Raw genomic sequence first — 24,096 nt, forward strand, 5'->3', positions numbered from 1 at the left:
TTTGGTTGTTTTTTGAGTAAATTTCTTATTTTTTTAAAAGTAAGCTTCAGAGCTTAATTTGATACGAATAAATTTAGAACTTTTTTTAAACAGATAATTTAAGTAGAATTATATGACGGTTTGCATATTTACAAGTTTTATTGAAATGTTTCGCAATATAAAAAGAAGTTTGCTTGTTGCTATTGTCATTTTAGTGGCTTGTGAAACTGTGTCCGCTGTATCGGTGCACAATGCTTATAGCCTTACTTTGGCTATTTTGAGTTATAGCAGATGGCCAAATAATATTACACCAACCTTATGTGTCATCGACAATCTTTCTGCAACTATAGCGTTCCAAAATCAGATTAAACAATCGAGTTACGAGTACCACATACAAAATTTAACTGCTACTAGTTTTCCAAAAGCACAATGTCAAGCAGTTTACTTTTCCAACCTTACTCCTCAACAACAACAAAATTTAATCAATGCTTATCCACAAAAAAATTTATTGTCTTTTAGCAATAATAATTCAGATTGTGAAATTGGAAGTATTTTTTGTTTATATACGCAGAATGGATTAACCACGTTTAAAGTTAATCTTGATGCCTTAAGTCATTCTCAGGTTCACATTGATCCCCGAGTTTTACTTTTAGCTCGTAATGCGGAGTAAGAAGATATGATTTCAAGTTTATATGAATCGAAATCTTTACAATCTTTATTCCGAAAATCTCAAGCAACAATTTTTGCTATTACGTTTTTCATTTGCACATTTACGTTTGTACTTATTTCGATTTTTACCATTGAAACTTACGCTAAACAAAATTTAAATATTCTGAGTTTGACGGTAAGTGAACGCATCCAGCCTGCGCTTGTTTTTAAAGATCAAGCGACTTTACAACAGATTTTGAATGAATATACCGAACAACATTCAATCCGCACGATTCATATTTATGACAAAACCAATCGTGAACTCGCATCGAGTTCAAAGCCACCTGTCTATTACAGTCAATTGCAAGGTTTTTTAGATCATATTTTTTTGAAAGACCCAATAAAATTAACAGTTTATCACCACAACAATAAGATTGGTGAACTTGTCCTTTTTGGAAGTTCTGAAAAAATAATTCAATTTATTATTACGATTTTGATTGGCTTGGCGATCGCCATGATTTTTATTGTCATAGCATTATGGTGGTCAACCAATTTGACCTATCGCTATATTATGCAGTCCATGCGACCGCTCACTCAGATTGCGCAAGTCGTGAGCGACCAAAAGGCGTATAATCTACGTTTTCCTCAAAATGATATTAAAGAATTTCAGGAATTAAATGATGTTTTCAATCAATTACTTGAAGAAATTCAAAAATGGCATACTCATTTACAAAATGAAAATCATCAATTGTCATTTAAAGCACATCATGATCATTTAACTCAACTTCCAAATCGAAGCTATTTTTATCAGGAACTCGTCAATTTATTTGATGATAGTCATAAACGTCAAAGTTCTGCCTTGATATTTATCGATAATAATAATTTCAAACAAATCAATGACCAATTTGGACATTTAGCGGGTGACGCTGTTCTTAAAGAAATGGCAAATCGTTTAAAATCGAAACTCAGACATCAAGACTTTATTGCACGTTTGGGTGGGGATGAATTTGCTGTGATACTACAATCTATTCATCAAGTTGAACATTTGATTACCATTGCAGAAAACTTAATTGCCAGTAGTAAACAACCCATTATGTTTGAAGGACATGCGATTGAATTTAGCTTTAGTCTAGGCATTGCATTTTCACGATTTGCCTCTACCCCAGAAGATTTGATCATGCAAGCCGATCAGTCCATGTATAAAGCAAAAAATTTGACTCATCACTGGTTTATTTATAAACCTTAATTTTGGAATTCCATATGCTTAGACACTCCCTGAAAATTTCACTCCTTGCTGCAATCTGTATTGCCCTTTCTGGCTGCCTAAGCTTTGGTCCATTAAAATATAAACAAGTTCGCATGCTTAAAAAAGAAGGTTTTGTATTAACTGACGAAGGTTGGACTTTAGGTTTACCTGAACGTTTATTATTTGATTTCGATAAAACCGATATTAAGCCTGCACATCAGGAAGAAATTTCCCGTTTGAGTAATCAGTTGCAAAAATATGGTCTAAGAAAAGTAAAAATTGTTGGGCATACCGATAATATTGGCGCAGCTCAATACAATTTAAAATTGTCACGTGAACGGGCTCAGAGTGTTGCCAATATTTTCTTGGCTCATGGTTTTCAATCACAGAATATACAAATTATTGGCCGTGGCGCTGAACAGCCTTTATTACCAAACACCACTGAAGACAATCGCGCTGCAAATCGTCGTGTTGCTGTAATTATTATTCCTTAAACTTAAAATTTTCAAATCTCCATTACAATCATGTGGTGGAGATATTTTTAAAGTAATAAATTTCTGACATAAAAAAACCGCATTTAAGCGGATATTTTATCTATTTTAAAACTTAAGTTTTAAATGGTCGGAGCAGTAGGATTCGAACCTACGACCCCCTGGTCCCAAACCAGGTGCACTACCAGGCTGTGCTATGCTCCGTTTGTGGGGTGAATGACGGGATTCGAACCCGCGACAACTGGAATCACAATCCAGGGCTCTACCAACTGAGCTACATCCACCATAACATTTGATTCTTAGTACCAAGCTACCGAATGGCGCGCCTGACAGGATTCGAACCTGTGACCATCCGCTTAGAAGGCGGATGCTCTATCCAACTGAGCTACAGGCGCGTAACCGATGATATAATTATCATGCGATATTTCGCCGAATTTAAAATATTAAATACTTCGTAATATTTTAAATGGTCGGAGCAGTAGGATTCGAACCTACGACCCCCTGGTCCCAAACCAGGTGCACTACCAGGCTGTGCTATGCTCCGATTTATCTCAGCTTTTGTTATATCGCACATCGTGCGGTACGGTGTGCATTCTAGGCGCGACGTGTGATTACGTCAACACCTAGAATTAAAAAAAGTTAAAAATCCTTATCAAATGTATATTTAAGCAGCATTTTAACGTTTTAGTGATGCACTAAACGCCAACATGCGATCCAAAGGAAGTTTAGCCCGTTCTGCCAAAGCTGGATCAACGTGTATTTCCTGATCAGCGTGCTGTAATACATGTAAAATTCCGTCCAGCTCATTCATCGCCATCCATGGGCAATGCGCACAGGAACGGCAAGTTGCCCCCTCGCCAGCAGTTGGTGCTTCAACTAGAATTTTATCTGGAACCGCTTGTTGCATCTTATAAAAAATTCCACGATCAGTTGCGACAATTAAACGCTGATGTGGCAGTGTCTGAGCTGCTTTGATCAGTTGCGAAGTACTTCCAACTGCATCTGCAATTTCTACTACAGATTCGGGTGATTCAGGGTGAACTAAAACAGCAGCATCTGGATAAAGTGCTTTCATATTTGCAATACCACGAGCACGGAACTCTTCATGCACAATACAAGCACCATCCCAAAGCAGCATATCGGCACTGGTTTTCTTCTGAATATAACGACCTAAATGTTGATCAGGTGCCCAGATAATTTTTTCACCCAGACTATCTAAATGCTCAATAATTTCAACAGCACAGCTAGAAGTCACCACCCAATCTGCGCGGGCTTTAACTGCCGCAGAGGTATTTGCATACACCACTACAGTATGATCGGGGTACTGATCACAAAATGCGGTAAATTCTTCTACAGGGCAACCCAAATCCAGTGAACAAGTGGCTTCCAGTGTTGGCATGAGAATCGTTTTTTCAGGCGATAAAATTTTGGCTGTTTCACCCATAAATTTCACGCCTGCCACCACTAAAGTATCGGCTGAATGATCACGTCCAAAACGCGCCATTTCGAGTGAGTCAGAGACACAACCACCTGTTAATTCTGCAAGCTCCTGCACATCAGGATCACAATAATAATGTGCCACAAGTACAGCATTACGCTTTTTTAGCTCTGCTGCGATTTCGGCAAATTTTGCCTGTTTCACATCTGGACTTAAATGTTGATCTTTTGGCTCGCCTAAGCGATCTAAATGCGCCTGCACAATGTTTTTTGCGTCGTTCGCAATTAAATTCGCACTACTCATAAACGTATTCTCATCCTTTTGCATACGGGCTGGTATGCTTGTAACGTTACATCACAAGTTACTGGCTATGATTCGATAACTTGAGAACCAAAAGAGGGCTGTTAAAAAAGCCTCACTGAGGAGGCCTGATTATAACTTAAATTATAGCGTAATATTTAAGATCGGTAATCTGCATTGATTTTCACGTAATCATAAGACAGGTCACAGGTATAAACAGTGTCTTTAGCCTGACCACGTCCCAAATCAACGCGTATGGTAATTTCTTTATCTGCCATAACCGTAGCACCCATTTCTTCGGTGTAATCAGGATTTGCACCACCATCCAGACAAATTTGTACATCTCCCAACCAAACCTGAACTTTACTACTGTCCAAGTTCTGAATGCCCGCTTTACCAATTGCCATTACAATTCTTCCCCAATTTGGATCAGACGCAAACAAAGCAGTTTTGATTAGCGGTGAATCTGAAATGCTATAGGCGACGTCACAGCATTCTTGCGTATTGGCTCCACCTTCCACTGTAACGGTGATAAATTTGGTAGCGCCTTCACCATCGCGCACAATCAATTGTGCCAAACGATTCATAATACGAGCCAGCACTTCAAGTACAGATATATAACGAGCATCATCGCTAGACTCTATTACATTTCCACCCGCCTGTGCTGTGGCAACAAAAATGCAAGAGTCATTGGTCGAAGTATCGCCATCAATGGTAATGCGGTTAAATGAATGTTCGACTGTGGTCTGCAATAGCTGTTGAACCATTGCCTGACTAATCGGTGCATCTGTTGCTACAAAACTCAGCATGGTTGCCATATTTGGGCGAATCATCCCAGCACCTTTACTGATACCAGTCATGGTATAAGTCACACCATCGAGTTCAAACTGTTCAGATGCTCCTTTAGGAACAGTATCCGTGGTCATAATCCCAAAAGCAGCATCCATCCAACTTGCTTCATCCAATGTGTCCAACGCAGGTTGAATGCCATTTAATAAACGTTCGATCGGGAGCTGTTCACCAATAACGCCCGTTGAAAAAGGTAAAACCTGCTGACTTTCTACATGGGCTAGTTCAGCCAGTTTGGCACAGGTTTTAGTCGCATTTTCTAAACCGAGTTTTCCTGTTGCAGCATTGGCATTACCAGTATTGATAATGAGATAACGCGGCTGTTGTGCTGATGAGCTTTCATTTAAATGTTTTTTGCTAAGTAAAACTGGCGCAGCAGCAAAAGCGCTTTGGGTAAAAACACCCGCAACCTGTGAACCTTCAGCAAACTCGAAAATAACTAAATCTCGTCGATTGGGGTAACGCACATACGCTTGGGTTGAACCAATTTTTACACCCTTTACCACATGCATATGCGGCATTGTTACGTCACCAACAGCCATTTTGAATATCCGATGAATTCGTTATAGAAAAAGAAAAGCTTAGTTCAAAATAACATAAAAATCGAGCGCTCAAACTCACTTTACAGCAATAAAAAAACCAGCAATATTGCTGGTTTTTAAGTTTTGACTTTTTAATTGGCAGCAAGTTGAGCAGATGTACCCAATAAAGCCTGTTTCGCTTTTTCCTGACTCGCAGCAGAAAGCGCAGGGTTAGTGGCTACAATGCGGTTTACATTTGCAGAGTTGGCAGCACTAATCGCCGCTGTTTTAAAAATAATAGGTCGAGTTCCCGTATTACCTAGTGTATAACGAATTCCTGTTCTAGGACTGACTAAAGTCGTCGTTTGATTCTGAACAGTTGCTTGAGCTGTAGTATTACCCTGTGCAGCCATTACCTTGTCAACGGTCGTGGTTTGTGTTGGCTGTGCATTTTCTGTTGCAGCAAATGTAAATGCTGGAATCGTTAAAGCCGTCATTGCTAATGTTTTTAATACTTTTTTCATTGTCTTTACCAGTTTTCACGTCAAGATGTGCAAGTAAATACCATTTAATCGAACAAACTGCAAATACTATTCACACCTTGCAACATCTCGTAAAAAAAGCAGAACATAAATGTTCTGCTTTTTTGAAATCACGATCTTTATTTCACGATTAAATACGACCATGACATTGTTTATATTTGAGTCCAGATCCACATGGGCATGGCGCATTACGGCTCGCAGGTGGCGTAATTTGCTGCTGTGGCGCTTGTTCTTCAATCTCGTGATGAGTCACTGTTCCTGTTAAGCCGTCAACTTCATCATGTTCGAAAGATAAGCGCATCGCTTCTGCTTGTTGCTGCTGTTGAGCTTCAAGTTCTGCCAGTTCTTCTGGTGTAGGAATATGAACGCGTGACAAATCAGTCACTACGTCAGATTTAATAATGCCTAACATATTAATGAACAAGTTAAAGGCTTCTTTTTTATATTCCTGTTCTGGATTCTTCTGAGCATAACCACGTAAATGAATCCCCTGACGCAGATAATCCATCGCCGCCAAATGGTCTTTCCAATGGCGATCCAGTGAATTCAACATAAAGTGACGTTCAAGGGTAACGGCTGTATCTGTTCCCATTTGGGTGCGACGCGCTCGATAGCGATTAATTACTTCATCAGTAATTCGTTCTACCAATCCTTCTTCATCTAGACGGCGATCATCATTGAGCCATTGTTGAATTGGCAACTCAATACTGAGGTCAACGCGTAAGGCATTTTCCAAACCTTCAACATCCCATTGGTCGTGGATCGATTCAGGAGGAATAAAATTCGCAATCATGCCTTTCATGACATCACGATGCATTTCTTCGATATAATCTTGCAGCGTGCTTTCAGCTAAAACTTCATCACGTTGTGAATAGATGATCTTACGTTGTTCGTTATTGACATCATCATACTTTAACAAGTTCTTACGAATATCAAAGTTACGTGCTTCGACTTTGCGCTGTGCATTTTCAATCGAACGACTCACCATTTTATGCTCAATGGCTTCATCTTCTTTTAGACCCATTGCACGCATCATACCAACCACACGATCGCCTGCAAAAATACGCATCAAGTCATCTTCGAGCGATAGATAAAAGCGCGATACACCAGGGTCACCCTGACGGCCAGCACGACCACGTAACTGGTTATCAATACGACGTGATTCGTGACGCTCAGAACCCACGATATGTAACCCGCCTGCATTAAGCACGGTTTCATGATCATGTTCCCATTCTGCTTTTAAACGCGCTTCATCTTCAGGCGTTGGATTTTCAATTTTAGCTAGCTTGGCTTTCCAGTTACCACCCAAAATAATATCGGTACCACGACCAGCCATATTCGTTGCAATGGTGACTGAATCTGGACTACCTGCCTGTGCAATAATATCGGCTTCACGTTCATGTTGTTTCGCGTTAAGGACTTCATGCTTAATGCCTGCCTGAGTCAATTTATGCGATAAAACTTCACTGGCTTCAATTGTTGCCGTACCCACCAAAATTGGTGCACGGGTTGCCTGAATACGTTTAATTTCCTGCACAATCGCATCGTATTTACCGTTACGATTCAGGTAGATTAAATCATTTTGATCTAAACGAACCATTGGACGATGCGTTGGGATAATCACCACATCTAGTCCATAAATTTCTTTCATTTCCGCTGCTTCAGTATCAGCAGTACCTGTCATACCTGAAAGCTTTTTGTATAGGCGGAAATAGTTCTGGAAAGTGGTTGTTGCAAGTGTTTGGTTTTCTGGCTGAATTTCCAGCCCTTCTTTGGCTTCAACAGCCTGATGCAAACCTTCAGACCAACGACGACCTGGCATAGTACGCCCAGTATGTTCATCGACGATGATCACTTCACCATCATGAATAATATAATGAACATCACGATGATATAAGAAATGTGCACGAATTGCGGCAGTCACATGATGCACCAGACTTAAGTTACTAGCAGAATAAAGGCTTTCACCTTCTGCCAACAAACCCATTGCGATCAGTTCTTGCTCGACTGTTTCAAAACCCACTTCAGTCATTTCAACTGAACGCTGCTTTTCATCAATCCAGAAATGTCCGCCATCGGCTACTTTTTCTTCTTTTTGAGCACGTAATCTAGGTGGAATGTTATTGATTGCAGCATAAAGTTGAGAAGAATCTTCACTTTGACCTGAAATAATCAACGGAGTCCGTGCTTCATCAATCAGGATCGAATCGACCTCATCGATAATCGCATAATTTAAACCACGCTGTTTTTTCTCTGGCAGTGAAAACACCATGTTGTCACGCAGATAATCAAAACCGAATTCGTTATTCGTACCGTAAGTGATATCAGCTTGATAAGCGTGAGCTTTTTCAACTGGAGATTGCATTGAGTAAATTGTACCAATGCTCAATCCCAAAAATTCAAATAATGGACGGTTTAATTCGGCATCACGCTGCGCCAGATAGTCATTAACGGTAATAACATGAACGCCTTGTCCACTTAATGCGTTTAAATAACAAGCCAGCGTACCCATCAGGGTTTTACCTTCACCTGTACGCATTTCGGCAATTTTACCTTCATGTAGGGTAATACCACCAATCAACTGTACATCATAATGGCGCATACCCATGACACGTTTTGCTGCTTCACGGCACACAGCAAATGCTTCTGGTAATAATTTATCCAGACTTTCAGCATTTTTATAACGTTCTTTGAATTCTGGAGTTTTTGCAGATAAGTCTGCATCGCTTAGTGCTGATATCGTCGGCTCGAGCGCATTGATTTGATCGACAATTTTACGCATGCGTTTGAGTTCGCGCTCATTTTTTGTACCGAAGATACCTCCGATCAGACTTGCCAACATGAATAAACTCTCTAATCCTGTTTGTTATAAGGTCTGCCAAAACAACAAACCCTAGGTCGGTTAATTTTTTCTTAGCTGTTATTATGGTGTCAGAAATAAGAACTACAAGGGTTTTGCAGCTAAACAGCGAAAAAATCTGCTCGACGACTCTGACATTACACAACCAAAGAGCGTTAATGTAGCAAATTTGCATTTAAGTTACACCGATTTGCATGCGATTTTCTGATCTATTTTTTAATGACTGCATTTTCGTATATCTCAAAAACTCATAACAACATGCGAAAACAATAATTTTAAATGCAATAAAAAAACTGCATATTAAATGTCATACAACACATCAAAATGTTATGAGGTTTTGGCAATGAGCTTACGTTTAGGTGATACCGCACCCAATTTCGAACAACAATCCAGTGAAGGTGAAATCAATTTTTATGACTTTTTAGGTGATCATTGGGCAATATTATTTTCACATCCTGCGGACTACACCCCTGTATGTACGACTGAACTTGGTTATACCGCGAAACTCAAAGATGAATTTGAAAAACGTGGAGTCAAAGCCATTGCCCTTTCTGTAGATGATGTCGAATCGCATCAGGGCTGGATTAAGGATATTAATGAAACTCAGAATACGAACGTAAACTTCCCAATCATTGCAGATAAAGATCGTAAGGTTTCAGAGCTTTATGGATTTATTCATCCTAATGCAAGTGAAACCACAACCGTACGCTCACTTGTCATTATTGATCCAAATAAAAAAGTCCGTTTAATTATCACTTACCCAGCCTCAACAGGTCGTAATTTTAATGAAATTTTACGGGTAGTAGATTCATTACAACTGACAGACAAACATAAAGTCGCCACTCCAGCAAATTGGCAACAAGGCGACGATGTGGTGATTGTGCCATCACTCAAAGATGAAGAAGAAATTAAGCAGCGCTTTCCGAAAGGCTATAAGGCAGTGAAACCTTATCTAAGACTGACGCCACAGCCTGAGTGAAGATAAAACGAGCAACGCTCGTTCTGAACGCAAGGCGAACAGCTATGCTGTGAGTTAAGAGGTTAAAGCAACGCTTTAATTTTGTGCAAGACAAGCGAAGCGCGTAGTATTTGAATGTGAAACTTCAATTTTGTGCAAGACAAGCGAAGCGCGTAGTATTTGAATATGAAACTTCATTTTTGTGCAAGATAAGCGAAGGCATCGTATAAAAATGCAACGTTTCAATTTTTCGCAAGACAAGCAAAACGTGAGGTTTGTCCTATAAATAAAATCCAAGTATCAAAACAATAGCGTATAAAGCAGTTTCTCCATTCGATGCCCACATCAATGGTGGGTTTTTTTATGTTCAACGGAGTTGGTAAAATATGCAGGCTGGGTTATAAAGGGGTCATTACACTGAAAACAATAACCTTATGATTCATAAAATCCATCATTTGCATTGCGGTACGATGTGCCCTGCATGTGCACCTCTAGTCAGTCAAAAAGGCATTCAAGCACATTTTATTTGTCATTGTTTATTGCTTGAAACTGATCGTGGGTTGGTGTTGATTGATACAGGTTTAGGCTTACAAGACTATTTACATACGCGACAACGTCTTGGCGCACTGATGTATCGATTAGGAAAAATTGAAATTAACCATAACTTAACTGCCTTTCAACAAATTCAACAGCTAGAACTAAACCCCAAAGACGTACAGCATATTTTTGTGAGTCATCTGGATTTTGACCATGCAGGGGGTATTTCTGATTTTCCGCAAGCTACTGTGCATGTGTTGGCATCAGAATTTAATGCCACTCAAGCGTTGTCTTTTAAAAATCGGATTCGTTATAAAACAGATCAATTTAAAAATCATCGCTTCTGGAATTTTATAGAAGATAAACAAGGCGAAAGCTGGTTCAATCTGGAAAAAGTTTCTGGTTTACCTTTATTTCAGGATGAAATCTTAATGATTCCTCTATTAGGGCATTCTACTGGACATTCAGGTATCGCGATTAAACAAGGACAAAGCTGGGTATTATTTTGTGGAGATGCTTACTTCTCACATTTAGAGCTTGATCCTAAACAAAAACTTAAAGGTCTGCATCTATTTGAAAGCATGCTCGCTTATGACAATAAAATGCGTTTAAACAACCTTAAACAACTGCAACATTTAGCTCAACACCAACCACAAATTGAATTGATTTGTGCGCATGATATTCAAGAGTTTTTACGCTATCGCCCACTTTCATGAAAACTTTATTTTTATTCTCTTTCACAGTTTGCATCACCTTAAATCTATCTGGTTGCATCACTCACCCTGCGCTTCCACTTGAGCAACGCCCCATTCATTGGGGTAGTTTAATTAAGCTTGAGCATAATTTTTATAAAATTAGTAATGATGTGTATCGAAGTGAACAACCTTCACAAGCACTAATACCCGAATTACGACAACAGCAGATTCAGACCATCATAAATTTACGTAGTCGTAATGATGATATAAATGTGCTTAATCAAAAAGAGTTTAATTTGATCCATGTTCCAATTCATACGTGGGCCATTAATCGAGCAGATTTATTACAAGTGATGCAACACATTCAAGTTGCAAAGCAAAATAAGCAAAAAGTCTTGTTGCATTGTTATCATGGTTCAGATCGAACTGGCGCCAGTATTGCCATGTATCGTATTATTTTTGAAAACTGGTCGATTGAAACTGCTGTTCAAGAAATGAAATATGGAAGTTACGGCTATCACCCGATCTGGATAAATATTGAAAAAATATTTACGCCTGAAAATATAAAATGGATGCGCGAGCAACTCGCGAATCCATCTTGAAACCATTGAATTGCTTAACGCTGATCGAGTGGAACCCAGTCGATCACCCAAGCAGATTTCATATTCAAGCTGCTATCTGAAACAATTTTCTTACGAGAAGCATCGGCAGTTTCGCGGCTTTTAGATGGCCCGACCATAATTCGTATGCCTTTAGAGGTTGGACTTGTGGTGACTTTATAACCTTTAGCACGAAGTTTGGAAACCACTGCATCAGCATTGGCCTGATTCGCTGCAAGAGCCACTTGTACCATCCAGTTTTTATCGCCATTTTCTAGCAAATCACGCGCTTTATCTGCATCTGCTTTCTTCTTGGCATCTTCTTCCGCTTTATGCTTTTTCTCATCTGCCGCTTTTTTCTCAGCTTCTGCTTTACGCTTATCTTCGGCAGCTTTCTTTTCAGCTTTTTCTGCGTCTAGCTGACGCTGTTTTTCTTCTGCCGCTTTCTTCTCAGCAGCTTGACGTTCCTGTTCGGCTTTACGTTTTGCTTCAGTTTCTTTCTGCTTTTTCAGTTGTTCCGCTTTTTGTTGTTCCGCTGCTTTTTGAGCTTCACCCTGCTTCTTCTGTTCAGCAAGTTTTCTCTCAGTATCTAGCTTTTGCTGATCAGCTTTTTTTTGATCCGCAGGCTTTTGGGGATTATTCTGTGTAGCAGCTTTTGCCTGATCACTCATTTCAGGCGGAATATTATCTGAGCTTTCCTGAGCGGCATTACGGCGCGCATTAATCGCTGCATATTCTTCTGCAGCTTTACGTGCCGCAGCTGCTTCTGCCTGTTGCTGCTGTGCTAAAAAGTCTGCTGCACGAGCTTCTTGTTCTGCCACTGCTTTTTCACGCGCACGTCGTTGTTCTTCAAGCAGGCGCTTTTCCGTTTCCACATCGACAGCAAGCGGTTGTAACTGCACCATTTCGCTCGCCTGATTTGAACGATTATTGTTCTTTGCAGGTTGTTCGACTTTTGGTTGGGTTTGAACTTGCGTTTGGTGTATTTCTTCTTTTCCTTTCAGGAGTAATGCTGCCAATAAAACACCACCACCTAATAAAACAACACCGCCCATCCAGCGCTGTTTGTTATTCATTGACATTGTTCCAAATACTCCCACACCGCTTCTAATGTATGAAACGAACCACAGACTAAAATTAGCTGATTATTGTTGGTTTGCTCAAGTGCTAATTTAAACGCCTCTTGGATACTTTCAAAGCTGTGTACTGTCTCACCTTGTAATGCACCCATTAATTGAGATAACGGTGCAGCACGAGGAACATTCAACGGCGCAATTTTCCAATTCAAAACAGTTGGTTTTAGTAGCTCTACCACTGATTTTATATCTTTATCTGCCAACATCGAAAATACAGCAACAACTTCTGTGTACTGTTTATTGTATTCCAAGAAATTTCGCAATTGCTTTAACAAAAATTCTACACCATGTGCATTATGCCCAGCATCAAAAATTATGGTTTTATTTGCGATGACTCGTTGTTCAAAGCGACCTGCGAGCTGTGCTTTTTTTATGCCCTTGTTTAAAGCTGCCTGAGAAATAACTAAATCGCTCAAAAGTACCGCAGCAACTGCAGTTGAAATATTTTCAAGTGCTAGGGAACTGAGTGGAAGTTTTAATGTTGTTCCTGACGATGCAAAATTCCAACTCTGACCATCACCCGCATCTTGATAAAAATAATCTTTTTGCGCCACGTATAATTTGGCATTGGCTTGATCGGCCTTAGTTTGAATCGCTTGCGGTAAATCTTGTAGGCCAGCAAAAATGACAGGAATATCTGGACGTATAATCCCTGCTTTCTCAAAAGCAATTTTTTCAATGCTATCACCGAGCCAATCGGTATGATCCAAACCGATATTTGTAATCACGGCAATATCTGGATCAATCACATTCACGACATCCAAACGACCGCCCAAACCGACTTCAAGTACCCAGACATCACATTGTTTTTGTTTAAAAATAACAAAAGCCGCTAAAGTCGTGGCTTCAAAAAAGGAGAGGCTTAATTCGCAGTAACGACGTGCCTGATCAACCAGAACGAAGGCCTCAATTAAAGTTTGATCATCAACTTCCTGACCCTTTAATTTAACCCGCTCATTAAAACGATAAATATGTGGCGATTGATAAAGACCAACCTGATAACCCTGTTCATTTAAAATGGAAGCTAAGGTGGTGGTCGTTGATCCTTTACCATTGGTTCCAGCCACAGTAAATACTTTGGCTTGTGGTTGCATGACACCCAAAGCCTCAGCCACTGGAATCACACGTTCCAAACCTAAATCAATGCCTGTAACGTGAACATGGCCCCAATAATCGAGCCATGTATCTAAATCATCTGTTATTTTTGGAGCATCAGGTTTCAAGGTAAGTTCATCAATTTCGCCACGATACGAGATACAGTATCACGTAATGCATGACGATGAACAATTTGATCGATTACCCCATGATCAAGCAAATATTCAGCACGCTGGAATGGTTCATCCAGTTTTTCACGAACGGTTTGTTCGATTACGCGCTTCCCTGCAAAACCAATCATGGCCTTAGGTTCAGCAATATGTACATCACCTAGCATCGCCAAAGATGCCGTTACGCCACCATAGACAGGATGAGTCAAAACTACAATGTAGGGTAAATGAGCATCTTTCATTCTTTGGATTGCAGCAGATGTCCGCGCCATTTGCATCAGAGACAACATGCCTTCCTGCATACGCGCGCCGCCAGAAGCAGCAAAGCAGACTAAAGGCTGCTTGAGTTCAATTGCACGTTCAGCCGCTTGAACAAAGCGATCACCTACAACTGTCCCCATTGAACCGCCCATAAAGTCAAATTCAAAGGCACAGGCGACCATTGGGATATGATTAAGACTCCCCTGCATCACAACCAAAGCTTCTGTTTCACCCGTTTTGCTTTGTGCTTCACGCATACGCTCAGGATAAGGTTTACTATCGACAAATTTAAGTGGATCTTTGGCTGCAAATTCCTGACCAAGCTCGGTTTGAATCTGATCAAAAAACCATGTTAGACGATCACGTGCTTTCATACGCAAATGTTCATCACATTGTGGACAAACATAGGCATTGAATGCGATTGCAGTACGCGTCACCAATGCATGACATTCAGGGCATTCAATCGTTGGCTCAGTAAATGTTGCCTTAAGAACTTGTTGCTCATCAGGCGTGTGGATACCAGGAACATGACGTTCGGTCCACGGTGTCGATGGGCTAAGAATTTTCCCTGATTTCACTTCTTGATTCATACTAACTCGTCGAGCGCAGCTCGAAGCTCCTTGATTTTATTGACCGTTTGTTCAACCGCTTGGTCGATTGCCAATGTAGCAAAAGGTTTAACTAAAGCACTTCCCACAATTACCGCATCGGCAACTTGTCCCATAGCCTTTGCAGATGCCGCATCACTAATCCCAAAACCCACACCCACAGGTACGTTAGTATGTGTTTTGATCTTGGCAATACGTGCCGCAGCTTCAGCAGTATCTAGGGTTGCTGCACCTGTTACGCCTTTAAGTGATACATAGTAAATAAAGCCGCTGGCTTGTTTTACGACATGTTGAATACGCTCATCGGTTGAGGTTGGTGCGAGCAAAAAGATTTGATCCATATCGTGCTGCTTTAATACAGCATCCAAATCTTTGGCTTCTTCAGGCGGCATATCCACCAAAAGAATGCCATCTACACCAGATTCTTTCGCAGTTGATACAAATTTTTCATAACCAATCACTTCAACAGGATTTAAATATCCCATCAAAACTACAGGCGTTTCTGTATCATTTTTACGAAATTCCTTGACCATATTCAGTGCATCAAGCGTGTTGGTTCCACCTGCTAAAGCGCGTTCAGCCGCCAGTGCAATCACTGGCCCATCTGCCATTGGGTCGGAAAAGGGTAAGCCCAGTTCAATCACATCCACACCCGCATCAACCATTTTATGTAACAGTGATACTGTGACATGTGGCTCTGGATCACCCGCCATCACATAAGAAACCAACGCTTTACGTTGTTGGGATTTAAGCTGTTCAAAACGAGTGGCGAGACGTGACATAGGGTTGTGCTTTCCTTGATTTTAAAAACTGAGGAGTTGTTTGTAGAAATACAGAACACCGCATTGTAACGCTATTTTTTGCTCATTGAACAGTTTTCGCATTCACCTATACGCTGTTGTTGTGATTCCCTACAACCCAGACTATACATTTATCAATATTTTGCTTTTTTTCTCAATGATCAAAGCTTCCTATTTTTAGCCGTCATTTAAAGCAATAAAATCTTCAATAAAATCTAAATTTATAAAAAAAATGATATAAAAACAAAATTATAAGTCACGATACAATGTCATTAAAGTGATCTGCCGATGTATGAAAAACATGGCACTTTCATATACGCAGCTCTAAAAGTGAGTCTTTAAATCCCGTTTTTTTGGCTTTGTACGCTTAAAAATTTAGCCAATTTTCAAAGTGTTTTCTATTCCACTAAGACTGTTTTAAAAATTGTTTTGGTGTTTGTCCTGTCCATCGTTTAAACGCTCGACCAAAAGCACTTTGGTCAGCATAACCTAATAACTCGGCAATCTCGATGAGTGAACGGCCCTGCTGCAAATACGATTGGCTAAGTTGCAAACGATATTCGTCTAAAATGTCCTGAAAATTAAGTTGATACGACTTGAGCTGTCTTTGTAAAGTTCGTTCAGAACAATGCATAAGTCGAGCAACTTGATCCTGAATGACTTCATTGTGTTGTTTTAATGCTTGCTCAATAAAACCCAAGACCTTTTGTTTTAATAACTGTTGGCGATGTTCAAAAGTATCTGCTTGCTGCAAGGACTGCTTGGCTTGAGTGGAAAGTACCTGATTAAGTTGTTGATCGGCAGCAAAATTTCGTGCCAATAATACTTGTTGATCAAAACAGATTTTGTACTGGCCTAAATACACCTGAATTTTACAACCAAAAAACTGTTCGTAGTGTGCAAGTGATAAATGTGGTGTCAGGCCTAGCTGAATGAAACTAGGCGGGATCAATTGTTCCTGCACAATGAGTTTGGCGATTCTAAAAATCAACGACAAATTAAGTTCATAAATTTCACGATAATCCTCATAGTTTGCACTCCATATAATTTGAATCAGTTGATCTTGCTCGACAATTTTGAGTTGTTCCAAATTGGTTTGTTTAAACAGCAATGGATAGTATTGCTCAAGCAAATACATCGCCTGCTGTAAGTTTAAACTGGTCGATGCCAGATAACCCATCATCCCGACATCTTGTAAACTGGCTTGTTCAGCGACAACCAGACTAATTGGACGTTTAAAATGTGTTTGTAACTGTTTGAGCAACTGTACATAGACAGTTAAGTCAAATCCCTGTTCTGAATCATTCTGCAATGCCTCGGCAAACTGCTTCCACTGTAGCTGTTGTTCTATACCGCCAATCAGATACTCCAGTTGATAATGCTGCAAGACACGTTGTAAAAGACGCACATATCCCACAATAATTTTTACCGACATTGAAACATCCTTTTAGGTCTATGTCGCTATTTGTATAAAATATGGCAACAACTGTCAAAACAAACCAGATGGTTGTCGCCATACTAAAATCATTGTTTCAACCGAGAATTAAAACAAATGAATGCCCTTGTCCAATATCAGGTAGACCCTGTGGTTCGCAGTAAGCTGGATTTTAAACTAGAAGATGTTCCTCGCTTTTGGTTTGCAGGTGATCCATTTCGTACTCGAGTATTTGACGCACTTAGCCTCACTTTTCCTGATGGAGAGCGTTATTTTATTGAATGCGTCCGTTTATTTCGTGACAAAATTCAGGATCCTGACTTACAAGCACGTGTGGCTGACTTTATAAAGCAGGAAGCTCAACATGGAATTGCTCATGATAAAATGAATCAATTGATGAAAGAGCAAGGCATGCCTGTCGATCAATTCACCACCATACTGAAGAAAATTTTTCGCTTTGAACTCACCAAACGTTCGCCGCAATACAATATTGCCATGACCGCAGCGGCTGAACATTTGACCGCACTTATGGCAGAAACTTTTTATAGCAAAAAAGAAACTTTAAAAGACGTTCATCCTTATGTTCGAGCTTTATTGGCATGGCATTCGATTGAAGAAATGGAACACCGTGATGTAGCTTTTGATGTGATGCAGCAAGTTGGTGAAGTGCCTGAGGCTACTCGTAAATTTACTTTGGCAATCACGACTATCTTAATGCTGAGTTTTACCTTATATCGCGCCAATGTCATGTTACGTTGCGATGGCTTTAATGGTCGGCAGCGTTTGCAATTGTTCCGTAAAGGCTTACCGTGGTTTTTAGGACGCAAGGGAATTTTAACGGCGATGAAAAAAGAATATCTAGACTGGTATAAATCTGACTTTCATCCAAGCCAACATCCTGTGATTCATCAATATGATGTTTGGGTCAAAACCTACGAAGAAACTGGCGACCCTATTTTAGCGGGTCAGGCATTTTGGGAAGCAGGCTATTAAAGCCTGCTGTTCACTCGAAACATTACCATTTGGCGTAATGCTGTTCGAGTAAGGCATATTCACCATCAAGCTGAATGACTTCATCTTGTGCTAACCGAATCTGTCCAGTCACTTTAGCTTGCCACTGACTAAACTGACTACCCACCATTCTGAGATTAATATTTTCATAACGTCGCCAACCCGTTTCAACTTCAAGTTGCAACTTTTCATCCAGAGAGCGTATACGCCAGCGATTTTCTTGTACGCGCTCAAACAAGACATCGCTCAGCGGATAGAGTCTGCCATTGACCCATAGACAGTTTTCATTCCCAAAACTCTCATTGACCCCAGATGCAAGATTAATTCCAATACGCTGTCCATGAGCATCCCAAAAATTACAGGACAGCCAAAACCACGCAGTTTCGGGGCGTAAAAATCCACAGGTATCATCTAAAGCAGCAAAGGTTTTATCATTAAACTCGATGAGTTGATTTTGTTTATTGATAAAATATCCTTCAACGGCCAAAGTCGTTTTCTTTTGGGTATAAGTCCAACCATTAATACCATTGGGCGAGCATAAACTTAAAGGTTCAGTTCCAGCGCAAAAAATACGGGCGCTGAGTTTAATCTCACCGTATTTTGTCACACGCACATAGCGCACACCATTGGCATGTTGCATTTCAATTTCAAAGGGCGATTTATAAAAATAGCTTTGATTAAACTGCGGCTGTTCATCTACATGTGTCTTACGCGCCAACGGTTGAATGGCATTCCACTCCATGACTTGTTGAGTCGCATGGTCATAGATATACACAAAGCCATGCCCAACCCAAGCAATATCCGCAATCGCTAGTCCAATAGAATAATGTTCATGTTGGATGCTACAAAATTTAAATTTCTTGTATTTCAGTTTACGTCGCCAACCCTTTTCTATTTTGCCAAAAGGTGATTGATAAACATAACGACTCAAACTAATCGCAGTAGGTATTTCTTTAAAACGACCATAACGTGGTTGACCACTTTCTTGTATTAAATCCATTTAACCAATCCATTTAAATCAGGATGCACGTGCAAATTTTACACAATTTTTACTTATAGATGAAAAACATATCGTTTTTCTGCACGATTATTTTGATATCAGAGTTTTTATGCCAATGTGAGATAGGTATTTTCCCAATGATTCGCAACAAATGAGCCTTGAGTCAAATGAATATAACGTCCATGAATACAATCAATGGCTAAACAATCATCGACATCAATCACCCGATCGGTATGTGCTTTTTGCCATTTCTTATCTATATATGCTTTACCTATTTGTTTAGCAAGTGTGGCATCGCTTGCAGCCACCAAAACATAACGATGTAATTCACCAAACTCGTGTATGTCATAACCACCCAGATTAATCAAATATAACTTTTGATCCTGCGCAGATGGTGCCGCATGAGATAAATGAACTTGATAAGATACGCCTCCTGATTCTAAGCCATTCACTTTCATCCACGCATCAATATGCAATCCTTTTAACTCACCGAACCACGCTTGTTTAAGTTGCGCAGTAATTTCATTTAGTGATGATCCGATAGCGAAGACCACATCATGAACTTCAGTATTGGCTCGAGCATGGCGACCACCTAGCATCACAATAAATAAATTTGACATTTTTATCCCTTTTTATTTAAAAAAAAGGCCACCTTATCGGCAGCCTAAATCTTGAAAACAAATAAGTTGAAGATTACATTTCAACCATTTCAACGCCATCGACACGTGCAACCGTCATCAAGTCTTTATCACCACGACCTGAAACTGTCGCAATAATAATTTGATCTTTCGACATCGTCGGTGCAAGTTTAGTGACATAAGCCATTGCATGAGAGCTTTCTAATGCAGGAATAATCCCTTCAATTTGGGTCAAATCACGGAAACCCTGTAACGCTTCATCATCGTTGATTGGCACATATTGCACACGTTGCATATCTTTTAAGAAACTATGCTCTGGTCCCACACCAGGATAATCCAGACCTGCTGAAATACTATGAGTTTCAATAATCTGACCTTGTGCATCACTCATCAAATAAGTCCGATTACCATGCAGTACGCCAATATGCCCTGCATTGAGTGGTGCAGAGTGTTTACCTGTTTCGACACCATAACCAGCGGCTTCAACACCATACATTTTTACATCATAATCATTCAAAAATGGATAGAATAAGCCCATTGCATTCGAACCACCACCCACACAAGCCACCAGAGCATCGGGTAAACGACCTGCCTGTTCCTGAATTTGCTGACGTGCTTCACGACCAATAATCGATTGGAAATCACGTACCAGTTGTGGATATGGATGCGGCCCTGCCACTGTTCCAATCACATAATAGGTGCTGTCAACATTGGTTACCCAGTCACGCATCGCTTCGTTCATGGCATCTTTAAGGGTTTTTGAACCACTTTGCACAGGCACAACAGTTGCACCTAATAAACGCATACGATAGACGTTCATCGCCTGACGTTTAACGTCTTCAGCACCCATGTAAACCACACATTCCATGCCCAAACGTGCTGCAATAGTCGCCGTTGCCACACCATGCTGACCCGCACCTGTTTCAGCAATAATACGCTTTTTACCTGAAAGTTTAGCCAGTAATGCTTGACCAATGGTGTTGTTCACTTTGTGTGAACCTGTATGGTTCAAGTCTTCACGCTTTAAATAGATCTGCGCCCCGCCCAAGTGTTTCGACCATCGCTGTGCATGATATAGCGGACTAGGACGTCCGACATAAAAAGCCAGATCACGGTCGAATTCTGCCAAAAATTGCTCGTCATTTTTCATACGGTTATAGAGGCTTTCTAAATCTTCCAAAGCCGCCATGAGCGTTTCTGACACAAAACGTCCGCCATGAATACCAAAATGCCCACGAGCATCTGGGTATTGCGTATAGTCAACCATCTGACCGTTTTGACTAGCGTTTTGCTGATCCACGTTGGACTCCTTGCATAAATCGTTCTATGAGTTGTTGGTCTTTTATACCTTTGGCAGATTCTACACCGCCACTAACATCTACTGCATAAGCATGTGTTGTTTGAATTGCTTCCTCGACATTTTCAGGCGTTAAACCACCTGCCAAAATCAGAGGAATATCTATTTGAGGAAACTTAGACCAATCAAATTGATGACCCGTTCCCCCTTTAAGTTCTGGATGCCACGCATCCAATAATATTGCACTGGCACCTGCGCGCTGATAACGCTGAATTTCTGCGATCACATCCAGATCAGGTTTAACCTGAATGGCCTTATACCAACGGCGTTTGCATACTCTCGCAATTTCTTGACACTGTTCTGGGGTTTCATCGCCATGCAGTTGTATGACATCCAATGCGACCCGATCAAGTGTGGTCTGTATTTCCGCTGCACTGGCATTGACAAATAAACCCACCACTTGAACATACGGTGGAATATTTTCGATGAGTTGCTGTGCCAGCGTTGGGCTTACATGACGTGGACTTGGTGGAAAAAACACAAAGCCTATGGCATCAGCACCCGCTTGAACCACAGATAAAATATCTTGAGAACGGGTAATACCGCAAATTTTTGCGCGCGTTCGCATAAGGATAAGGCTCTTGGTTGCCTGATCTATAGCCATCTATAAATCATAAAAAGAAAGCTATTGTAATGCAATTCCGACCCGTTGCGTGAAAACTTAGCGTGAATAGATCGTATTCAGATTGTTTAATTCACAGCCAGACTTTATACTTCGCCCAAATGGCAACAAGTCAAAGCAATCGCCATAGGGAAGCTGGTGAAACTCCAGCACTGCCCCCGCAACGGTAACAATGTAAAGTATATTTTTTAAGCTAATTTTAGTTTAACACCACTGCATGCTGACATGTGGGAAGGTGAATATATGAATATCAACATTGGTATAACATTGAAGTCCGGAGACCTGCTTGTTGCATCCTTTAACTCAATCATTCACGTGGGGTGAATGTATGGAGCATATCATGTCTATTTCTTTACAGCCTACGCGTTTAGTGGCTGCTATCGCGGTTGCGATGGGGTTTTCATCTGTTGCATTTGCCGATGAATCAACGAATGCCACCAAACTTGACCCAATTGTCGTCACTGCATCTAAAAGTGCAGAGAAAGTGAGTGAAGTCCCTGCGCGTATTTCCATCATTGAACCTCAAATACTCGAACAATCACCAATTGCAGAACTCCCTCATTTATTAATGAGTGAAGCCGCCATCAATATGGTTCAAAGTGGTGGTTATGGGCAGGTTTCCTCTATTTTCCTACGTGGTACAAATTCCAATCATACGTTGGTACTTCGTGACGGTGTCCGTTTAAATACCGCCACAACAGGTGCAGCGTCTCTTGCATTTATTGATACCACTGACCTTAAACAAATTGAAGTATTAAAAGGCCCAGCGTCTGTTTTATATGGTACAGATGCAATTGGAGGCGTCGTTCAACTCATTTCAAAAACACCTGAAAAAAACTCAGCCTTTGTAACAGGCGAGTATGGCGAACATAATACTTACAAATCTATTCTGGGTGCTGATGTGGCAGAAAACGGATTTTATGCACAAGTTCGTGGACAGCGTTTAGAAACTGATGGAACACAGGTCACCGATTTTAAAAATACTGATGTCAAATCTGCAGGTTATGACCAAAAAGGATTTAGCACCAAAATTGGGGTGGAAAAGGAAAATTATGCGTTCTCTGCAGACTATAATCAAAATCAGGGAACATCAGGCTATATCGACTGTGCGACTTATGATGCAAGTTATAATTGCACAGGGTTAAAAAATCTTTCACAAGATTTTAAAAATGAAATCATTAATTTAAAGGGACGTTTAAACTTAAATGAGGCATTCTCATTGAATGCTCGTTTGTCTCAATTTAAAGATGATATCGATCAAAACAACCCAAATTATGATGATTCCTATGATTTTATTCATAGTAAAACGCAAGAAGCAGAACTCTACGGTAAATGGCAATTTGCGCCACATCAAAACGTATTATTCGGTGCAACTCACCAAACCATTAAAGGAGATATTCTTTCCTTTGCAACCCCTTATGATGGTGATGTTGACTCTACAGGCTATTACATTCAGCATCAGTACAGCCAACCAGGGTTAAATACCCAAGTAGGTTTACGTGTTGAAGATAATCAAAAATATGGAACGCATACGGTTGGACAAGCTGCCATTCGTTATCAACCTCTGCCTTTAACTAGCGTCTATGCAAATATTGGCACTGCATTCCGTTCTCCTACTCTCAATGAACTTTACAGTGCTTATGGCAATCCTGATTTAAAACCAGAAGAAAGTATTTCTTATGAAATCGGTTTGGATCAAAAACTTAATTACGGTTTAAGTACGGGCCTTTCACTTTACAAAACTAAAGTAGATGATCTGATCGACTACGACGGCGCAAATGGCTATAAATTTGGTAACGTCAGTGAAGCATCATTTGAAGGGGGTGAAGCATATATCTCATGGCAACATGACATATTCTTTAGCAAGCTCGGATATAACTATGTAAAAGCAACAAATGAAGTTACGGATAAAGAACTTAACCGCAGACCTCGTCAAAGTTTGACATTTACAGCTGGCTTGCGCGATGAAAATTATGGCGTGAGTGGTTCTCTTTCATCCAAATCAAGTGCTAAAGACTATCAACAAGACACTCCTGGCTATGTTACGTTGGACTTAAATGCCTACTGGAATATTAACCAGAATATTAAGGTATTTACCAACATTGAAAATGTAGGCGATGTTAATTATAAAACAGCATCATACGGCGGTGGATATTACTACATCAATGGCGGGCGCCTTGCTTCAGCAGGGGTAACTCTCTCCTACTAAGCAAAAAACCAATAAAAATATTTTAAACAGCGCAGTTTAGGGATAATGTTATGACCGACATTATCCTTTTTTAAATGCTTCTAAAGGAAAA

21 protein-coding genes, 4 tRNA genes and 1 riboswitch are annotated in these 24,096 nt (G+C 40.3%); of the genes, 8 read left to right on the forward strand and 17 right to left on the reverse strand.

Going from position 1 to position 24,096, the window contains the following annotated elements; translation table 11 throughout:
• Positions 1-145: 145 nt before the first annotated feature.
• From yfiR to yfiB, 3 genes are read left to right on the forward strand one after another with little or no spacing between them, the layout of a single operon-like run.
• The gene (gene yfiR / locus A7A69_RS03020) at positions 146-649 is read left to right on the forward strand and encodes a regulatory sequestration protein YfiR (RefSeq protein ID WP_152876264.1); all 504 of its coding nucleotides are present in this window, start codon (positions 146-148) and stop codon (positions 647-649) included.
• A gap of 6 nt (positions 650-655) precedes the next feature.
• A complete protein-coding gene (gene dgcN / locus A7A69_RS03025) occupies positions 656-1,873 on the forward strand; it encodes a diguanylate cyclase DgcN/YfiN (RefSeq protein WP_120369661.1) in 1,218 nt (405 codons plus the stop codon).
• Between the two features lie 14 nt (positions 1,874-1,887).
• Positions 1,888-2,367, forward strand: coding sequence for an outer membrane lipoprotein YfiB (yfiB, locus tag A7A69_RS03030; protein ID WP_152876265.1), 480 nt, complete (start codon positions 1,888-1,890; stop codon positions 2,365-2,367).
• Between the two features lie 124 nt (positions 2,368-2,491).
• Here the strand turns inward: yfiB and A7A69_RS03035 are convergent.
• The 8 genes from A7A69_RS03035 to secA form a co-directional block, all read right to left on the reverse strand.
• A tRNA-Pro gene (locus A7A69_RS03035) sits at positions 2,492-2,568 on the reverse strand.
• Between the two features lie 4 nt (positions 2,569-2,572).
• A tRNA-His gene (locus A7A69_RS03040) sits at positions 2,573-2,648 on the reverse strand.
• 34 nt (positions 2,649-2,682) lie between these two features.
• Positions 2,683-2,759, reverse strand: a tRNA-Arg gene (locus A7A69_RS03045).
• Between the two features lie 72 nt (positions 2,760-2,831).
• A tRNA-Pro gene (locus tag A7A69_RS03050) sits at positions 2,832-2,908 on the reverse strand.
• A gap of 132 nt (positions 2,909-3,040) precedes the next feature.
• Positions 3,041-4,105 (reverse strand): quinolinate synthase NadA, encoded by a 1,065-nt coding sequence (gene nadA, locus A7A69_RS03055; protein ID WP_152876266.1) that lies wholly within the window; start codon positions 4,103-4,105, stop codon positions 3,041-3,043.
• Positions 4,106-4,260: 155 nt separating this feature from the next.
• Positions 4,261-5,493, reverse strand: a complete 1,233-nt coding sequence (gene argJ / locus A7A69_RS03060) for a bifunctional glutamate N-acetyltransferase/amino-acid acetyltransferase ArgJ (protein ID WP_152876267.1) — start codon at positions 5,491-5,493, stop codon at positions 4,261-4,263.
• Between the two features lie 131 nt (positions 5,494-5,624).
• Positions 5,625-5,996: a hypothetical protein gene (locus tag A7A69_RS03065; protein WP_120369665.1), complete on the reverse strand. Its 372-nt coding sequence runs from the start codon at positions 5,994-5,996 to the stop codon at positions 5,625-5,627.
• Between the two features lie 148 nt (positions 5,997-6,144).
• The gene (gene secA, locus A7A69_RS03070) at positions 6,145-8,856 is read right to left on the reverse strand and encodes a preprotein translocase subunit SecA (RefSeq protein ID WP_151980359.1); all 2,712 of its coding nucleotides are present in this window, start codon (positions 8,854-8,856) and stop codon (positions 6,145-6,147) included.
• Positions 8,857-9,217: 361 nt separating this feature from the next.
• Between secA and A7A69_RS03075 the strand changes: the two genes are divergently transcribed.
• From A7A69_RS03075 to A7A69_RS03085, 3 genes are all read left to right on the forward strand, one after another.
• Complete coding sequence (locus tag A7A69_RS03075) at positions 9,218-9,853, forward strand: peroxiredoxin (RefSeq protein ID WP_152876268.1); 636 nt, start codon at positions 9,218-9,220, stop codon at positions 9,851-9,853.
• A gap of 413 nt (positions 9,854-10,266) precedes the next feature.
• Complete coding sequence (locus A7A69_RS03080; RefSeq protein ID WP_152876269.1) at positions 10,267-11,085, forward strand: MBL fold metallo-hydrolase; 819 nt, start codon at positions 10,267-10,269, stop codon at positions 11,083-11,085.
• A complete protein-coding gene (locus tag A7A69_RS03085) occupies positions 11,082-11,666 on the forward strand; it encodes a dual specificity protein phosphatase family protein (RefSeq protein WP_152876270.1) in 585 nt (194 codons plus the stop codon). The genes A7A69_RS03080 and A7A69_RS03085 overlap by 4 nt, the downstream gene beginning before the upstream one ends.
• 14 nt (positions 11,667-11,680) lie before the next feature.
• On the opposite strand, the gene A7A69_RS03090 is transcribed toward A7A69_RS03085, so the two are convergent.
• From A7A69_RS03090 to A7A69_RS03110, 5 genes are all read right to left on the reverse strand, one after another.
• On the reverse strand, positions 11,681-12,745 hold the full coding sequence (locus tag A7A69_RS03090; RefSeq protein WP_171500776.1) for an SPOR domain-containing protein: 1,065 nt from the start codon (positions 12,743-12,745) through the stop codon (positions 11,681-11,683).
• Complete coding sequence (gene folC, locus A7A69_RS03095) at positions 12,736-14,022, reverse strand: bifunctional tetrahydrofolate synthase/dihydrofolate synthase (protein ID WP_152876272.1); 1,287 nt, start codon at positions 14,020-14,022, stop codon at positions 12,736-12,738. The genes A7A69_RS03090 and folC overlap by 10 nt, the downstream gene beginning before the upstream one ends.
• A complete protein-coding gene (gene accD / locus A7A69_RS03100) occupies positions 14,019-14,915 on the reverse strand; it encodes an acetyl-CoA carboxylase, carboxyltransferase subunit beta (protein WP_120369672.1) in 897 nt (298 codons plus the stop codon). Before accD ends, folC begins: the two co-directional genes overlap by 4 nt.
• Positions 14,912-15,715 (reverse strand): tryptophan synthase subunit alpha, encoded by an 804-nt coding sequence (gene trpA, locus A7A69_RS03105; RefSeq protein ID WP_004993950.1) that lies wholly within the window; start codon positions 15,713-15,715, stop codon positions 14,912-14,914. Before trpA ends, accD begins: the two co-directional genes overlap by 4 nt.
• Before the next feature lie 424 nt (positions 15,716-16,139).
• On the reverse strand, positions 16,140-17,168 hold the full coding sequence (locus A7A69_RS03110) for an AraC family transcriptional regulator (RefSeq protein WP_152876273.1): 1,029 nt from the start codon (positions 17,166-17,168) through the stop codon (positions 16,140-16,142).
• A 117-nt stretch (positions 17,169-17,285) separates the two neighbouring features.
• Here A7A69_RS03110 and A7A69_RS03115 point away from each other — a divergent pair, with 117 nt between their 5' ends.
• Positions 17,286-18,161, forward strand: a complete 876-nt coding sequence (locus A7A69_RS03115) for a metal-dependent hydrolase (RefSeq protein ID WP_151980366.1) — start codon at positions 17,286-17,288, stop codon at positions 18,159-18,161.
• Positions 18,162-18,183: 22 nt separating this feature from the next.
• On the opposite strand, the gene A7A69_RS03120 is transcribed toward A7A69_RS03115, so the two are convergent.
• The 4 genes from A7A69_RS03120 to A7A69_RS03135 form a co-directional block, all read right to left on the reverse strand.
• The gene (locus tag A7A69_RS03120) at positions 18,184-19,179 is read right to left on the reverse strand and encodes a DUF2804 domain-containing protein (protein WP_152876274.1); all 996 of its coding nucleotides are present in this window, start codon (positions 19,177-19,179) and stop codon (positions 18,184-18,186) included.
• A 107-nt stretch (positions 19,180-19,286) separates the two neighbouring features.
• Positions 19,287-19,799 carry a DUF1543 domain-containing protein gene (locus A7A69_RS03125; protein WP_152876275.1) on the reverse strand — a complete coding sequence of 171 codons (513 nt, stop codon included), beginning with the start codon at positions 19,797-19,799 and terminating at the stop codon, positions 19,287-19,289.
• Between the two features lie 73 nt (positions 19,800-19,872).
• On the reverse strand, positions 19,873-21,084 hold the full coding sequence (gene trpB, locus A7A69_RS03130) for a tryptophan synthase subunit beta (protein ID WP_152876341.1): 1,212 nt from the start codon (positions 21,082-21,084) through the stop codon (positions 19,873-19,875).
• Between the two features lie 13 nt (positions 21,085-21,097).
• Complete coding sequence (locus tag A7A69_RS03135) at positions 21,098-21,742, reverse strand: phosphoribosylanthranilate isomerase (RefSeq protein ID WP_241675206.1); 645 nt, start codon at positions 21,740-21,742, stop codon at positions 21,098-21,100.
• A gap of 146 nt (positions 21,743-21,888) precedes the next feature.
• Positions 21,889-22,100, forward strand: a riboswitch (cobalamin riboswitch).
• 36 nt (positions 22,101-22,136) lie between these two features.
• Here A7A69_RS03135 and A7A69_RS03140 point away from each other — a divergent pair.
• Positions 22,137-24,005: a TonB-dependent receptor plug domain-containing protein gene (locus A7A69_RS03140; protein WP_152876276.1), complete on the forward strand. Its 1,869-nt coding sequence runs from the start codon at positions 22,137-22,139 to the stop codon at positions 24,003-24,005.
• Positions 24,006-24,096 lie beyond the last annotated feature (91 nt).

Source organism: Acinetobacter guerrae, from assembly GCF_009372255.1.
Taxonomy (GTDB): domain Bacteria; phylum Pseudomonadota; class Gammaproteobacteria; order Pseudomonadales; family Moraxellaceae; genus Acinetobacter; species Acinetobacter guerrae.